The sequence below is a fragment of the Pseudomonas sp. 300 genome (genome assembly GCF_055803035.1).
This window is the reverse complement of record NZ_JAVLRV010000002.1, coordinates 3856726-3872815: the sequence shown is the minus strand read 5'-3', so window position 1 is coordinate 3872815 and position 16090 is coordinate 3856726. Positions and strand designations below refer to the sequence as shown.

General features: G+C 59.8%; 11 protein-coding genes. 5 read left to right on the top strand and 6 right to left on the bottom strand.

The features are described 5' to 3' along the window. Positions 1-431 precede the first annotated feature (431 nt). A complete protein-coding gene (radA, locus tag Q7W83_RS24310) occupies positions 432-1799 on the top strand; it encodes a DNA repair protein RadA (RefSeq protein ID WP_008040321.1) in 1368 nt (455 codons plus the stop codon). Between the two features lie 130 nt (positions 1800-1929). On the opposite strand, the gene Q7W83_RS24305 is transcribed toward radA, so the two are convergent. Then, the gene (locus Q7W83_RS24305) at positions 1930-2298 is read right to left on the bottom strand and encodes a PilZ domain-containing protein (RefSeq protein WP_150630443.1); all 369 of its coding nucleotides are present in this window, start codon (positions 2296-2298) and stop codon (positions 1930-1932) included. Positions 2299-2456: 158 nt separating this feature from the next. Here Q7W83_RS24305 and Q7W83_RS24300 point away from each other — a divergent pair, with 158 nt between their 5' ends. The 3 genes from Q7W83_RS24300 (at position 2457) to yjiA (ending at position 5869) form a co-directional block, all read left to right on the top strand. Continuing rightward, positions 2457-4523, top strand: a complete 2067-nt coding sequence (locus Q7W83_RS24300; RefSeq protein WP_150638340.1) for a carbon starvation CstA family protein — start codon at positions 2457-2459, stop codon at positions 4521-4523. A 14-nt stretch (positions 4524-4537) separates the two neighbouring features. Further along, positions 4538-4735, top strand: a complete 198-nt coding sequence (locus Q7W83_RS24295; RefSeq protein WP_007895266.1) for a YbdD/YjiX family protein — start codon at positions 4538-4540, stop codon at positions 4733-4735. Positions 4736-4897: 162 nt separating this feature from the next. Continuing rightward, on the top strand, positions 4898-5869 hold the full coding sequence (yjiA, locus tag Q7W83_RS24290; RefSeq protein ID WP_150633518.1) for a GTPase: 972 nt from the start codon (positions 4898-4900) through the stop codon (positions 5867-5869). 53 nt (positions 5870-5922) lie between these two features. On the opposite strand, the gene Q7W83_RS24285 is transcribed toward yjiA, so the two are convergent. From Q7W83_RS24285 to Q7W83_RS24265, 5 genes are all read right to left on the bottom strand, one after another. Further along, complete coding sequence (locus Q7W83_RS24285; protein WP_473657393.1) at positions 5923-6612, bottom strand: GntR family transcriptional regulator; 690 nt, start codon at positions 6610-6612, stop codon at positions 5923-5925. A gap of 25 nt (positions 6613-6637) precedes the next feature. Continuing rightward, entirely contained in the window at positions 6638-7342 is a 705-nt protein-coding gene (locus tag Q7W83_RS24280) for a FadR/GntR family transcriptional regulator (RefSeq protein WP_084319536.1), read from the bottom strand. Between the two features lie 53 nt (positions 7343-7395). Further along, entirely contained in the window at positions 7396-8709 is a 1314-nt protein-coding gene (locus Q7W83_RS24275) for a C4-dicarboxylate transporter DctA (protein ID WP_150633516.1), read from the bottom strand. A gap of 248 nt (positions 8710-8957) precedes the next feature. Further along, positions 8958-10211 (bottom strand): serine hydroxymethyltransferase, encoded by a 1254-nt coding sequence (gene glyA / locus Q7W83_RS24270; protein ID WP_150633515.1) that lies wholly within the window; start codon positions 10209-10211, stop codon positions 8958-8960. A gap of 241 nt (positions 10212-10452) precedes the next feature. Further along, the gene (locus Q7W83_RS24265) at positions 10453-14301 is read right to left on the bottom strand and encodes a sensor domain-containing protein (RefSeq protein ID WP_473657387.1); all 3849 of its coding nucleotides are present in this window, start codon (positions 14299-14301) and stop codon (positions 10453-10455) included. A 285-nt stretch (positions 14302-14586) separates the two neighbouring features. Between Q7W83_RS24265 and ettA the strand changes: the two genes are divergently transcribed. Beyond that, a partial coding sequence (gene ettA, locus Q7W83_RS24260; RefSeq protein WP_473657384.1) for an energy-dependent translational throttle protein EttA occupies positions 14587-16090 on the top strand: 1504 nt, incomplete at its 3' end.

Genomic DNA, 16090 nt, shown 5'->3' with positions numbered 1-16090 from the left:
ATGGGGGTGGCTATCATTGAAAGTGTGTGCGTTGCAGAAGTCGCTTATTGAGTGTAGTGGGAGTGTGCGTGCTATTAGTTTTACAGTGCTGAATCTCAAGTATAAGTTCTCGGTGTGGAAAATAATGACCGGAAAAATACATTGTGCATGATGTCGTAAAGCCATCGTTTTGAATGTCTGTATTAAACTCTTGGTTCATTGGGTAATGTTGTACTTTAAGCTTGAGAAGTATTAAGGCTTGTACAGCTTTGTGGGGGGGCGGTTTAACTTGGGTGGAGTTGTCTGTGCTGGGCGTTGTACAAGTTATGTGAGTTGTAACGCTGTCGCTGTCTCGGGATCTTTGCAAGTTCAGGTAGAGCCCCATTGGGTAACTTCGTCGCACTGATCCAGTCCAGCTGAGCTATCATCGCGGTTTTTTGCCGGGAGTTCAGATGGCCAAGGCCAAGCGCATGTACGGCTGCACCGAGTGCGGCTCAACCTTCCCCAAGTGGGCCGGCCAGTGCGGCGAATGCGGGGCCTGGAACACCTTGACCGAAACCATGGTCGAGAGCGGCGGTGCAGCAGCCCCCAGCGGTCGCACCGGTTGGACAGGCCAGCAGGCGCAGATCAAGACCCTGGCCGAAGTCAGCGTTGAAGAGATACCGCGTTTTTCCACAGCCTCCAGTGAGCTCGATCGCGTCCTGGGCGGCGGGCTGGTGGACGGTTCGGTGGTACTGATCGGCGGTGATCCGGGCATCGGCAAATCAACCATCCTGTTGCAAACCTTGTGCAATCTCGCCAAGAGCATGCCGGCGCTATACGTCACGGGCGAAGAGTCCCAGCAGCAAGTGGCCATGCGCGCCCGTCGCTTGGGATTACCGCAGGATCAACTGCGTGTCATGACCGAAACCTGCATCGAAACCATCATCGCGACCGCCCGGGTCGAAAAGCCCAAGGTCATGGTGATCGACTCGATTCAGACGATCTTCACTGAACAACTGCAATCGGCACCCGGTGGCGTGTCCCAGGTGCGTGAGAGCGCGGCCTTGCTGGTGCGCTATGCCAAGCAAAGTGGCACGGCGATTTTCCTGGTTGGCCACGTGACTAAAGAAGGCGCGCTGGCCGGGCCGCGAGTGCTGGAGCACATGGTCGATACCGTGTTGTATTTCGAGGGTGAATCCGACGGTCGCTTGCGCTTGCTGCGGGCGGTGAAGAACCGTTTCGGCGCGGTCAACGAACTGGGCGTGTTCGGCATGACCGACAAGGGCTTAAAGGAAGTGTCCAATCCGTCGGCGATTTTTCTCACTCGTGCTCAGGAAGAAGTACCTGGCAGTGTGGTCATGGCAACGTGGGAAGGGACCCGGCCGATGCTGGTGGAAGTTCAGGCGTTGGTGGATGACAGTCACCTGGCCAACCCTCGTCGGGTCACGCTGGGGCTGGATCAGAATCGCTTGGCGATGTTGCTGGCAGTGTTGCACCGTCACGGCGGCATTCCGACCCACGACCAGGACGTGTTCCTCAACGTGGTGGGGGGGGTGAAGGTGTTGGAAACGGCTTCCGACCTGGCGTTGATGGCGGCGGTCATGTCCAGTTTGCGCAACCGGCCATTACCCCATGATCTGCTGGTGTTCGGCGAAGTCGGTTTGTCTGGCGAAGTGCGCCCGGTGCCGAGTGGGCAGGAACGCTTGAAAGAAGCCGCCAAACACGGCTTCAAACGGGCCATTGTGCCCAAGGGCAACGCGCCGAAAGAGGCGCCGCCGGGGCTGCAGATTATTGCCGTGACGCGTCTGGAGCAGGCCCTCGACGCACTATTCGAGTAACTGCAGGCATTCCCCAATACTGTAGGAGCCGGGCTTGCCCGCGATAGCGGTTTGTCAGCCGACATTTGTGTTAGGGCTGGCACTGCCATCGCGGGCAAGCCCTGCTCCCACAGGGATTTGCGTCGAGTCGTCAGACCTCGATCAACGCACCCAATTCCCGCTCCAGTTCCCGCTGATCCCCCAGATTGAGTTCGATCAACCGTCGCAGGCGCGCTATGGAATCCAGGCTGATGTATCGGCAGACGAAACCCAACTGGCCGTGATCGTCGTGCGTTAGCTGCACATCCATCTTGATCTCGACGTCTTTATTCAGATGAATGTCGACGGAAAAAACCTTTGCCTGATCGCCCAGCCACGGCTCGGGTTTTTCGATCAGCAGCCCCTTGAGTGACAGGTCAATCAACTTCACTGGCCAGATGAAGTCCCCTTGGCACAACTCTGTTCGGGCGTCGAACGCAATACGTTTGAAGCGGCGGCGATCGGCAGGGTGTTGGCTCATGGCGCAATCCTCTGAATGTTCGCTGACTATAGACCCGCATTGTCAAAGCCTGCCAGCCGGGAGGGCGTCCAGACCAATGTCGGGGTATGGCCTTTGCCGTCAGGCGAGCTAAACTCGGGGTGGCTGTCTTTCTTGTCCACCCTGGCTGGAATCATAAAATGAAAAATAATAATAGCCTGCTACGCCATCTACCCTGGCTGCTGCTGGCAATCGTAGGAGCGTGCGCTCTTGGTGTCGTGGCGTTGCGCCGAGGCGAGGCAATCAACGCCTTGTGGATTGTGGTCGCTGCCGTGGCCATTTATCTGGTTGCGTACCGTTACTACAGTCTGTTCATCGCTAACAATGTGATGCAACTCGATTCGCGACGGGCCACCCCCGCCGTGCTCAACAATGATGGTCTGGACTACGTCCCTACCAACAAACATATCCTTTTCGGTCACCACTTCGCGGCCATCGCCGGCGCGGGGCCGCTGGTCGGTCCGGTGTTGGCGGCACAGATGGGCTACTTGCCCGGCACGCTGTGGCTGATCGCCGGTGTGGTACTGGCCGGTGCGGTTCAGGACTTCATGGTCCTGTTCATGTCGACTCGCCGCAACGGTCGCTCCCTGGGCGACATGGTCCGTGAAGAAATGGGCCGCATCCCCGGCACCATCGCGCTGTTCGGCTGCTTCCTGATCATGATCATCATCCTCGCGGTGCTGGCGCTGATCGTGGTCAAAGCCCTGGCCGAGAGCCCGTGGGGCATTTTCACGGTGATGGCGACCATCCCGATCGCAATGTTCATGGGCATCTACATGCGCTACATCCGCCCGGGCCGCATCGGTGAAATCTCCGTGGTCGGCGTGTTGCTGCTGCTCGGTTCGATCTGGCTCGGCGGGCAGATTGCCGCCGATCCGGTGTGGGCCAAGGCGTTCACCTTCAATGGCGTTCAGATTACCTGGATGCTGGTCGGTTACGGTTTCGTGGCCGCCTCGTTACCGGTCTGGTTGATTCTGGCACCGCGTGACTACCTCTCCACGTTCCTGAAAATCGGTACCATCGTCGCGTTGGCGATCGGCATCCTGATCACCATGCCAGAGCTGAAAATGCCGGCGTTGACCCAGTTCGTCGATGGCACTGGTCCGGTGTGGAAGGGCGGTCTGTTCCCGTTCCTGTTCATCACCATCGCCTGTGGCGCGGTCTCGGGGTTCCATGCGCTGATCTCCTCCGGCACCACGCCGAAGCTGCTGGATAACGAAGTCAACGCCCGTTACATCGGTTACGGCGCCATGCTGATGGAATCCTTCGTCGCCATCATGGCGATGGTCGCCGCGTCGGTGATCGAGCCGGGCGTCTACTTCGCCATGAACAGTCCAGCGGCAGTCGTCGGTGGTGATGTGGTGGCTGTGGCACAAACCGTCAGCAGCTGGGGCTTTGCAATTACCCCGGAAGCCTTGCAAGCGGTGGCCAAGGACATCGGTGAAACCACCATCCTCGCCCGTGCCGGCGGCGCGCCGACCCTGGCGGTCGGTATCGCGCAGATCCTGCACAGTGTCCTGCCGGGTGAAAACACCATGGCGTTCTGGTACCACTTCGCGATCCTGTTCGAAGCGCTCTTTATCCTGACCGCGGTTGACGCCGGTACCCGTGCCGGTCGATTCATGCTCCAGGATTTGCTCGGCTCTTTCGTGCCGGCGCTGAAGCGCACCGAATCCTGGGCGGCCAACCTGATCGCCACCGCCGGTTGTGTCACGATGTGGGGCTGGTTGCTGTACCAGGGCGTGATCGATCCACTGGGCGGCATCAACACCTTGTGGCCGCTGTTCGGTATCTCCAACCAGATGTTGGCCGGTATCGCGCTGATGCTCGGCACCGTCGTGCTGATCAAAATGAAACGCCAACGCTACGTCTGGGTGACCATGCTGCCAGCGGTCTGGCTGCTGATCTGCACCACCACGGCCGGCTTCATCAAGCTGTTCGACGCCAACCCGGCGATCGGCTTCCTGTCACTGGCGAAAAAATACAGCGATGCGCTGGCCAACGGTCAGATCCTCGCCCCGGCCAAGGACATCACTCAGATGCAACACGTGATCTTCAACGCCTACACCAACGCAACGCTGACGGCGCTGTTCCTGTTCGTGGTGTTCAGCATCCTGTTCTACGCGCTCAAGGTCGGTATTTCCGCCTGGGGCACCAAAGAGCGTACGGATAAAGAAGCACCGTTCCAGGCGCTGCCGGATGCGTAATCGAGGAATGCACGATGTTCAATGACCTGAGTCGCCTCGGTAAATACCTCGGTCAGGCCGCGCGCCTGATGGTCGGCATGCCCGACTACGACAACTACGTCGAGCATATGCAAACCAAACACCCGGACAAACCGGTGATGAGCTACGAGATGTTCTTTCGGGAACGCCAGGAAGCTCGTTACGGTGGCAAGGGTGGGCCGAAGTGCTGTTGACCCGGTTATCGGATTAACAGCAATCCGTGTGGGAGCTAGCCTGCTGGCGATGGCGGCTGAACATTCAACATCACTGTTGATTGACAGTCCGCCATCGCCAGCAGGCTAGCTCCCACATTTGTTTTGTGTTGTTTTTTAACTTTGTGAAACAGGAGATTCCAGTTGTCCTCTCCCATCCCCGTCACGATCCTCAGCGGCTTCCTTGGCGCCGGCAAGACCACGCTGTTGCGCCACCTGCTCAAAGCCGAGCACGGCCTGAAAATCGCCGTGATCGAAAACGAATTCAGTGACGCCGGTATCGACACCCAACTGTTGGGCGACGAGCCGGTGCAAGTGATGACACTGTCCAACGGCTGCGTCTGCTGCACCATCCACACCGACCTGACGAAGGCGCTTTACCTGTTGCTCGAACGCCTGGACAGCGGCGAAATCGCCTTCGATCGTCTGGTGATCGAGTGCACCGGCCTGGCTGATCCGGCACCCGTGGCACAGACCTTCTTCATCGACGAGGAACTGCGCGAGCGCTACATCCTCGACGGCATCATTACCTTGGTCGACGCGGCGCACGCCGACGTGCACCTGACCCAAGCCATCGCTCAGGCGCAGATCGGTTTCGCCGACCGCTTGCTGGTGAGCAAACGCGATCTGGTGGACGAGCCGGCCTTCACCGCGTTGAGCGAACGCCTGACCCGCATCAACCGTCGCGCGCCGATTCGCGTGGTCGACCACGGCCAGATCGATCTGGCCGAACTGCTCGATGTGCGTGGTTTCAATCTCAATGCCGACCTCGGTGGCGGCCTGAGTCTGCGTCCGGTCAGCAAAGCGCCTTCCATCGACCGCATTTCCAGCCTGGTGCTGCGCACTGACAAGCCGCTGGATATCGACAAACTCAGCGAGTTCATGAACGAACTGCTGGAAGATCATGGCAAGCAATTGCTGCGTTACAAAGGCGTGCTGAACATCCTTGGCGAGCCGCGGCGCATGGTTTTTCAAGGTGTGCTGAAGTTGTACGGGTTCGATTGGGATACGGAGTGGGCGGACGATGAAACGCGTGAAAGCGTGATCGTGTTTATTGCCGATGATTTGCCGGAGGAGAAGATTCGGGAGGGGTTTGCACGGGTGGCGGCGGGCTGAAAGATTTGTAGCATCAGTGATGACGCCATCGCGGGCTTGCCCGCGATGGCGATCTAACCAGCAACACGATTCTGGCTCAGGCCCGGCCCCGGGGGCAGCAATGTTTCCTCCAGATAATCCAGATGCCTGCTGAGCAGCATGGCCGCCTTGACTGCCTCGCTACGCTCTACTGCATCCAGAATTCCGGCATGCACCTGCCACTCGCAATAACCCTCCACCCGCACATCCAACTGCGCAATCGCCAACGAAGTCAGCGGCACCAGGGTGCCTAAAAAATGCGCCAACGGTGCATTCCCCGCCATTTCAGCCAACTGCAGATGAAATTCCCCGGCCAACCGAATCGCCGCGCCACGCGTGGTGCACAGGCGCTCGCTATCGATCAAGGTGCGCAGGTGTTTCAAATGCTGTGGATGGGGCTGCTGACAGGCAAGCCGCACCACCGTGGTCTCAGTCAGTCGCCGGGCATGCAGCGTCTGCCGGACCTGCTCGCTATCGAGCAGGGCGACGCGGGGGCGATGGTGAGTGCGCAGCACGATGACCTGCTGATGGGACAGTTGCGTCAACACTCCACGAATGTCACCGCGTCGAACGCCGAACATCTGCGCCAGGCTTTCTTCCGTAAAGCGGCTGCCGGCATGGAGGCGTTGCTCGAGTATGGCGTCGAAGACTCGCGAGTAGAGATCATCTACCGGCGGAGAAAAGGGCAGGGCGACAAGAGTTTGCGGTGAGGCGAAGCTGTTCATGGCCTGTCTCCGGTTTCAATAGGTTTCAACTGCCGAGGTTGTCGTCCGGGATATTCAATTCGATGCCCATCCGCTTTCCTTCGCGAAGGATATGGCGGCGCATCTCGGCACTGGCCTGGGCGCTGTTCTTGCTGCGAATCGCGCGCACCACGGCTTCGTTCTCTTCCAGGCGCTCAGCCAGATGCTCGGGGGAATTGCGCAGCACCTCGGCGCTTTGCTTGAGGGCATTGCTCGTCTGCTGCACCACGCTCTGGAAAATCGGGTTCGAGGTCAGGGTGAACAGCTCTTCGTGGAAGGCGATGTAGGCGTTCACGCCGGCTTCGCTATCGTTCGCCTCCAGGGCTTCGCGCATGTCCATGAGGGTCAGGCGCAATTGCCCGACTTCCTTGCTGCTGATGGATTGCGCCACCAGGCCGACGATAAACGGTTCAAGGGTGTAGCGCAGTTGCAGAACGTCTTCCAGGCTCGCGCCGGCCACCGCGCTGTCATGGCTTTGGCTGTCGCTGAGATTGGCGTCCAGCACCACCACGCCTTTGCCCGGCATCGAGCGCACCAGGCCGAGGGTCTCCAGCACGATCACCGCTTCGCGCAGGCTCGGGCGGCTGATGCCCAGTTGCTCGGCCAGTTCACGCTGGCCCGGCAACATTTCGCCGGAGCGCCACTGACCGCGGGCCAAGGCGGCCCGGAGTTTTTCTACCACTGAATTGACGACGGTTGACGAGGTAATCACTGTTCGCTCCAAGTCGCGATAAATGTGCCTGCCCGCAGGCAGGCACACGTTGTTTAAAATTCCTGCTGATGCGCCGGGGCAACCGGTTTTCTCGGCTGGAAGGTATAACCGACCTGGCCCGAAAGCACTTTATTTGCCCGTTGGATATCGATGTCTTTTTCCCAGCGAGCGATGGCCACGGTGGCGACGCAGTTACCAATCAGGTTGGTCAGCGCGCGGCCGATGCCCATGAACCAGTCCACCGCCAGCACCAGCACCAGACCGACCACCGGAATCGCCGGAATGGCTGTCAGCGTCGCCGCCAGAATCACCAGCGCCGAGCCGGGAATCCCGTGGGCGCCTTTGGACGTGATCAATGACACCAGCAGAATCGTGAGCAGATCGGTCATGGCCAGCGGCGTACCGGTGGCATTGGCGATGAAGACGATGGCGAGGGTCAGGTAGATCGAAAAGCCGTCGAGGTTGAACGAGTACCCGGTTGGAATCACCAGGCCGACCGTCGAACTGCCGATGCCCAGGTGCTCAAGCTTGCGCATGATTTGCGGCAGTACGGCGTCGGACGACGCGGTGCCCATGACGATCAGCAATTCTTCGCGCAGGTATTTGAGCAGTGGCCACATCCGCAGGCCGGACAGGCGCATCACCAGACCGAGAATCAATGTCACAAACGCCACACAGGTCAGGTAAAACAAGCCAACCAGACTGCCCAGGTGTTGTAGCGAGTCCAGGCCATATTTGCTGGTAGTGAAGGCAATCGCGCCGAACACACCGATCGGCGCCAGGCGCACGATCATGCCCATGATGCGGAAAATCACGTGGCTGAGCTCGTTGATCAACCGGGAAATGCCCGATGCCGCTTCGCCCACCAGGTTCAGCGCGCTGCCGAACAGCACCGAAAACAGCAGCACTTGCAGAATGTTGTTCTCCGCGAAGGCGCCGATGACCGAGGTCGGGATCAGGTTCATCAGGAACTGGGAGGTGGTTTGCATGTGCTGACCGCGCTGGGCGATGTCGCCCATGTCGGCGGCAGATAACTGCTCCAGATGAATGTTCGCGCCGCTGCCGATGCCGGTGGTGAACGCGAGCACCAGACCAATCACCAGGGCAATGGTGGTCAGCACTTCGAAGTAGATCACCGATTTCAGGCCGATGCGTCCGACCTTCTTCAGGTCGCCTGCACCGCTGATGCCGCTGACCACAACGCAGAACACAATCAGACCAATGAGCATCTTGATCAGCTTGATGAAACCGTCACCGAGGGGTTTGAGCTGGGCGGAATATTCGGGAAGGGTCAGCCCGCAGACGATGCCGAGCACCAGTCCGAGAACCACTTGAAGGAAGATTGAACGCGAGCACCATCTGAGCATGGGAGGAATCCTGGTCGGTGTCCTGGCTGCCGTGCGCGAGGCGCATCAGATTCAGGACTTAATTATTGTGGTCTTACCGGTATGTCCAGTGCAGGCGCAGTCTAGGCGCTAATTTTGGGTTGTCGCAAGTAGAAACTGTGAAGTTGGCATGACCGGTCTGACCAGTGGTGCGGCTCCTGCAAAATCGCAGGCGAAAAAAAACCGGCCATCACTGGCCGGTTTTTTCTGACTGCGGTTTAACGGGCTGATTAAGCGCCGTACACCGGCAGCTTCTTGCAGATGGCCTTGACCTTCTCACGAACGGCGTCGATCACCGCTTCGTTGTTCAGGTCAGCCAGGATGTCGCAGATCCAGCCGGCCAGCTCTTTGCACTCTGCTTCCTTGAAGCCGCGAGTGGTCACAGCCGGAGTACCGAAGCGCAGGCCGGAGGTGACGAACGGGGAGCGTGGATCGTTTGGCACGGAGTTCTTGTTAACGGTGATGAACGCTTTGCCCAGAGCGGCGTCAGCGTCTTTACCGGAGATTTCCTGCTTGATCAGCGACAGCAGGAACAGGTGGTTTTCAGTACCGCCGGACACCACATCGAAGCCGCGCTCGATGAATACGCTGGCCATGGCCTGGGCGTTTTTCACCACTTGTTGCTGGTAAACCTTGAACTCAGGTTGCAGCGCTTCTTTGAAGCAGATCGCTTTGGCGGCGATCACGTGCTCCAGCGGGCCACCCTGGGCGCCCGGGAATACCGCGGAGTTCAGCTTCTTCTCGATGTCGGCGTTGGCGCGAGCCAGGATCAGGCCGCCACGTGGACCGCGCAGGGTCTTGTGCGTGGTGGTGGTCACGACGTCAGCGAATGGCACCGGGTTCGGGTAGACGCCAGCGGCGACCAGACCGGCCACGTGGGCCATGTCGACGAACAGGTAAGCGCCAACCTTGTCAGCGATTTCACGGAAGCGCGGGAAGTCGAGGATCTGCGAGTACGCAGAGAAACCGGCCACGATCATTTTCGGCTTGTGCTCAACGGCCAGACGCTCGACTTCGTCGTAGTCGATCAGGCCATTGGCGTCGATGCCGTACTGAACGGCGTTGTACAGCTTGCCGGAGGAGGAAACGCTGGCACCGTGGGTCAGGTGACCACCGTGAGCCAGGCTCATGCCCAGGATGGTGTCGCCCGCTTGCAGCAGGGCCAGGTAAACGGCGCTGTTGGCTTGCGAACCGGCGTGCGGCTGAACGTTGGCGTAATCGGCGCCGAACAGTTCTTTGGCGCGGTCGATGGCCAGTTGCTCAACAACGTCGACGAACTCGCAACCACCGTAGTAGCGCTTGCCCGGGTAGCCTTCGGCGTACTTGTTGGTCAGTACCGAGCCTTGAGCTTCCATCACCGCAGGGCTGGTGTAGTTTTCCGAAGCGATCAGCTCAATGTGCTCTTCCTGGCGCTGAGCTTCTTGCTCCATGGCGGCAAAGAGATCGGCGTCGTACTTGGCAATAGTCAAATCACGGCTGAACATGGCGGTCCTCAAGGATCGGGGCAGAAAAGGGGGGCATTCTAACCCAATGGGTTTTAGATGGCATATGAAAGGACGTCATGTCGCAGACAAGTGGGCTTCATGACGGGATCAGCGGTGATCATGCCGGCCCAATCGCCAGCAGGCTGGCTCCCACAGTAATTGCGATAGCCTGCAAACTCCCTGACCGACCATAAATTCTTGTGGGAGCCAGCCTGCTGGCGATGGCCTCCCTGCAAAAATCTCAGTCGAACATGAACAACGCATCATTACTGAACTGCGCCTCAAACCGGCCCGCCGGCATCGGCCGCCCGAACAGGTACCCCTGAACCTCATCGCAGCCATGCTCACGCAGGAAGTCCAGCTGCTCATGGGTTTCCACGCCTTCGGCGATTACCGCCAGATTGAGGCTGTGGGCCATGGCGATGATTGCCCGGGCGATCTGAGCATCCTGTTCACCCGACGGCAAGCCATCGACGAACGTGCGGTCGATTTTCAGCACGTCGATCGGGAACTGCTTGAGGTAGTTCAGCGATGAATAACCGGTGCCAAAGTCATCGACCGCAATGCTCAGCCCGAGGTTTTTCAGCCCGGCCAGAATCTGCATCGCCTCGCTGACTTCGCGCATCAGGATACTTTCGGTCAGTTCCAGCTCCAGGCAGGCCGGCGGCAGGCCGGTTTCCTTGAGGATGGTGGCGATCCGCGTGCCGAGCTGGCCGTCGGAGAACTGCCGGGCGGAGATGTTCACCGAGACCTTCGGCACCCGCACCTTGGCCTGATGCCACGCCTTGAGTTGACGACAGGCCTCGCTGATCACCCAATCGCCAACGTCCACCACCAGGCCGAGTTCTTCGAGCACCGGAATGAAATCTCCCGGCGGCACCAGGCCACGGCGTGGATGACGCCAGCGAAGCAATGCTTCGGTGCCGGTCAGGCGTTTGCCGTCGCCGCTGAACTGCGGCTGGTAGTACAGAACGAATTCGTTTTGCTCCAGGGCATGGCGCAAGTCGCTTTCCAGTTCCAGGCGCTCGAGGGCGCTGGCGTTCATGTCGGCCTGATAGAACTGGAAGTTGTTTTTGCCGCGCTCCTTGGCGTGGTACATCGCGGTGTCGGCGTTCTTCATCAACTGACTGAGTTCGTTACCATCCTGCGGGCTCAGGGCGATGCCGATACTGGCGGTGACGAAAAACTCGCGGCCTTCGAGCACGAACGGTTTCACCAGGCTGGCGAGGATCTGCTCCGCCACGTGAATCGCCCGGTTCAGAGCGATTTCCCGGTTGATGCGCGGTTGCAGGAGCAAGGTGAATTCGTCGCCGCCCATGCGTGCCACGGTGTCGTCATCATCGACGCAACCGAGCAGGCGCGTGGCCATTTCCTTGAGCATGCGATCGCCGGCGGCGTGGCCCAGGGAGTCGTTGATCGGCTTGAAACGGTCGAGGTCGAGGAACATCAGCACCACCCAGGACTTCTGCCGTTCCGCCGATTGCAGCGCGGTGTGCAGGCGGTCCTGAAACAGTGTGCGGTTGGGCAGGTGCGTCAGGGCGTCGTAATAGGCGAGGCGGTGAATCCGTTGTTCACTGGCCTTGCGCTCGCTGATGTCGCTGAAGAAGCACACGTAACTGGCCAGATCGCCTTCGTCGTCGAGCACCGCCGTGATGCCGACCCACGCCGGGTAATGCTCGCCGTTACGACGCTTGAGCCAGACTTCGCCTTCCCAGGTGCTGTGCTGATTCAATTGCTTGAGCACATAGCGCAGGTGCGCTTCCTGCTGCTCGTCGACGGTCAGCATGTTTGGCAACTGGTCGAGCACTTGCTCCACCGCATAACCGCTTACGCGACTGAACGCTTCGTTGGCCTGGACGATGTAGCCCGCCGGGTCGGTGATCAGGATCGCCGAGGTCGAGTGTTCGAATACCGTGGCCGCCATGCGCAGGTCTTTCTCGGCACGGCGTTGCTGGCTGATGTCGCGACCGACACCGAGCACGCCTTCGAAGGCGCCGTGTTCGTCCCAGACCAGCACCAGACGCAACTCGATCGGGATCTTGCGCCCGTCGGCGCGCAGGCAGTCGAACAGGAACAGTTGGGTCTGCACCTGACTGCGCAATAGCGCCAGTTGCTCGGGTTTGCCCAGTGCTTTGCTGACGCGGTCCATCAGGTTGTAGATGCCGGTCAATTGTTGCGGGTTGGCAATGGTCGATTGCCAGCCATTCTGGAAAATCCAGTCGGTGTCGTAGCCCAGCACGGCTTGCACCGACGGGCTGACGTAGTTGAGCGAGAGCTTGCTGTCCGTGGAGAAAATCACGTCGCTGATGCTTTCGGCGAGCATCCGGTAGCGCTGCTCGCTGTCGCGCAGGGACTCACTGGCCTCGATCTGCTCGGTGATGTCCTTGGCCACGCCGATGATCCGTGTGACCTGGTCGTGTTTGTCCCGCGCCAACGCCTGTTCACGAATATCGAAACGCCGCCATTTGCCGTTGCGGTGACGGAAGCGCAGTTGGCATTGCAGCAATTGCGTATAGCCCGCGTGGCGCTGGGTCTGGCGCGAGCGGTGGTAGTGGTCGGCATCTTCGGGGTGCAGGAGGATTTCCCAGAAGTACTCGCCCATCTGGTGCAGCTCGGTGCGGTTATAGCCGAGTGTCTGGCCCAGATGATGGTTGCTGAAGATCATGCGCTGGCTGATCACGTCCTGGACGTACAAATGATCCGGCACGGTGCGCACCACGTCGGACCAGAACCCTTCACGCTCGAGCAGCGACAGTTCGACGAGCTTGCGACTGGTGATGTCGCTGATGCTCAGGATCACGGCTTTATAGTCGTCCTGGTTTTCCGGCAAGCGCAGCACCAGCCACAGGTGCTGATCGCGGCCATTGGCGTCTTGCAGTTTTATTTCCAGCTCAAACTGTTTCTGCTGGTTGAGCACCGCGTCGAGCACTTGATTGCCGATGGCGGTGCCATCCAGCGGATTGCCGTCGATCAGCAACTTCCAGGCTTGCTCGCAGGAATTGACGTTGAGCAGTTGCAGGGCAACCTGGTTGACCTCGGTAATGCGCAGTTCCTGCAGCAGTTGCTGGCGCTGTTCCGGAGTTTCCAGCCAGGCTTGCAGTTGTTCGGTGATGTGCAACTGGGCTTTGTCGAAGACGCTCTTGAGGCCAGACACATCGAGTACACACAGGGCGACGCCGGTGCCTTCGAAGATATCCTGATAGCGCCGGCGACCTTCAGTCACCTGGCGTTGACGGCGGCGCATATTCAGCAGGGCGATCAGCGGCAGCAGAGAGAGCGCCAGCCCCAACAGGCATTTGCCGATAAACGCTGGCAGCAGTTCTTCGATCACACGTTGCCGGTCGAACAACCCGCGCAGTTGCCAGTCGCTGCCGGTCAGGGGAACCGTCAGCACGCTGTTGGCCACATCGTCCGCGGTCAGCTCGCTCGGTTTGGCCAAGGGCAGTGAATCATCGCGGCTGATGACCTGGTGATTGAAGCGGTTTTCCACCAGCCACATTGGGCGGATACCGGCCTCGCTGGGTTTGGTCAGTGACGAGAAAAAGCTTGGCGCCAGGCGCAGGACCCAATAACCCCGGGAGCTGCCGCTGGCCTGATGCAGCAGCAGATGCACCACCGAACCGTTGTCGGCGTTGCTGAAATAGTGCACCTGGGCACGGCTGCGGCGTACCAGCTCGACGAGGTAGTCGGCGTCGTCGCTGTCGGCGGCGCTGTCGCTGATGACTTTTCCCGAGGGGCTCAACAGCGCGAGGCTGCGCAGGTCGGGCAAGGACTTTTGCAGCTTGCGCAGCAGCTCCAGCTGTTCGTCGGCGCTTTGCGGCTGTTCGACGATGGGTAGCAGGTTGAGGGCGATCTGCGCATTCAGCGACATGTTCAGACTGACTTGGGCAGCCAGATCGGCGCTGTAGTCGATAGTGTATTGGCGCTGGTTTTTCTGGGTTTCGCGCAGCTGATCCAGCAGTTGCCAGAACAGCAACGCGAGCAGCAAAAGCACGAGTGTTGCCAGCGCGCCCTTCAATGTTCCGCGCAGGGGGGTACCGGTCACCGCAGTCGGTGCACGGGTGGTCAAGGGCGGAGTGACATTAGACAAACTGTAATCCTGCGGTTTGGCTGGACTGGCGCGACGTGCACTATAAGCCGGACGCCCGGAGGGCGGCTAGCATGCCTTGAGTTGTGGCAAAGTGCCAGTCCTGCTCGGCTGGACTGCCATCGGTCATTAAGGTAGCTTTGCCGGTTACGCGGGAGCGTTCCAGCTCCTAGAATCAGACTTTTTCAGCGCGCACGTATTGATAGCTATCAGTCGGACGACGCGCACGGTCTGGCCGGGCATCGCCTGCGCTCCAATCATTCATCTGTCACTGACCCAAGGTTCTCCATGGCTCAATACGTCTTCACCATGCATCGGCTGGGCAAAGTTGTTCCGCCGAAGCGGGAAATCCTGAAAAACATTTCGCTGTCCTTCTTCCCCGGCGCCAAGATTGGCGTGCTCGGCCTCAACGGTTCGGGTAAATCCACGCTGCTGAAAATCATGGCCGGCGTCGACACCGAGTTCGAGGGCGAAGCCCGTCCGATGCCGGAGCTGAACATCGGCTACCTGCCACAGGAACCGATCCTGGACCCGGCCAAGACCGTGCGTGAAGTGGTCGAGGAAGCGGTCAGCGTGATCAAGAACGCCCAGGCGCGCCTGGACGAGGTCTACGCCGCTTACGCTGATGAAGATGCCGACTTCGACAAGCTGGCCGCTGAACAGGCCAAGCTCGAAGCCATCCTGCAAGCCAGCGACGGTCACAACCTGGACCGCCAACTGGAAGTCGCTGCCGATGCGCTGCGCCTGCCGGCCTGGGACGCCAAGGTCGAATTCCTTTCCGGTGGTGAAAAGCGTCGTGTGGCCCTGTGCCGCCTGCTGCTGTCCGCGCCGGACATGCTGCTGCTCGACGAACCCACCAACCACCTGGACGCCGATTCCGTCGCCTGGCTGGAGCATTTCCTCCACGACTTCCCGGGCACCGTGGTCGCGATCACGCACGACCGTTACTTCCTGGACAACGTCGCTGGCTGGATCCTCGAGCTCGACCGCGGCGCCGGTATCCCGTACGAGGGCAACTATTCGGGTTGGCTCGAAGCCAAATCCGATCGTCTCGCTGCCGAGTCCAAGCAGCAGTCGGCTCACGAAAAAGCCATGAAGGAAGAACTGGAGTGGGTGCGCAAAGGCGCCAAGGCCCGCCAGTCCAAATCCAAGGCTCGTCTGCAACGCTTCGAAGAAATGCAGTCGCAGGAATTCCAGAAGCGTTCGGAAACCAACGAGATCTACATCCCGGCGGGTCCACGCCTGGGTGACAAGGTCATCGAGTTCAAGAACGTCACCAAGGGCTACGGCGATCGCGTGTTGATCGACAACCTGTCGTTCTCGATGCCGAAGGGCGCCATCGTTGGCGTGATCGGCGGTAACGGTGCCGGTAAATCGACCCTGTTCCGCATGCTGATGGGCAAGGAACAACCGGATTCGGGCAGCATCGAAGTCGGCGAAACCGTGCAACTGGCCTGCGTCGATCAGAGCCGCGACGACCTGGACGGCAGCAAGACTGTGTTCCAGCAAATCTCCGACGGTTCGGACCAGATCCGCATCGGCAACTACGAGATCCCGTCGCGGACCTACGTCGGTCGCTTCAACTTCAAGGGCGGCGATCAGCAGAAGTTCGTCAAGGACCTGTCCGGTGGTGAGCGCGGTCGCTTGCACCTGGCCCTGACCCTGAAAGAGGGCGGCAACGTCCTGCTGCTCGACGAACCGTCCAACGACCTCGACGTTGAAACCCTGCGTTCCCTGGAAGAAGCCCTGCTGGACTTCCCGGGCGCCGCCATTGTGATCTCTCACGATCGGT

What these genes read in the sequence shown, in the direction of transcription:
- radA (WP_008040321.1), top strand. Translation starts at nt 432, where the DNA reads ATGGCCAAGGCCAAGCGCATGTACGGCTGCACCGAGTGCGGCTCAACC.
- Q7W83_RS24305 (WP_150630443.1), bottom strand. Translation starts at nt 2,298, where the DNA reads ATGAGCCAACACCCTGCCGATCGCCGCCGCTTCAAACGTATTGCGTTC.
- Q7W83_RS24300 (WP_150638340.1), top strand. Translation starts at nt 2,457, where the DNA reads ATGAAAAATAATAATAGCCTGCTACGCCATCTACCCTGGCTGCTGCTG.
- Q7W83_RS24295 (WP_007895266.1), top strand. Translation starts at nt 4,538, where the DNA reads ATGTTCAATGACCTGAGTCGCCTCGGTAAATACCTCGGTCAGGCCGCG.
- Q7W83_RS24285 (WP_473657393.1), bottom strand. Translation starts at nt 6,612, where the DNA reads ATGAACAGCTTCGCCTCACCGCAAACTCTTGTCGCCCTGCCCTTTTCT.
- Q7W83_RS24275 (WP_150633516.1), bottom strand. Translation starts at nt 8,709, where the DNA reads ATGCTCAGATGGTGCTCGCGTTCAATCTTCCTTCAAGTGGTTCTCGGA.
- glyA (WP_150633515.1), bottom strand. Translation starts at nt 10,211, where the DNA reads ATGTTCAGCCGTGATTTGACTATTGCCAAGTACGACGCCGATCTCTTT.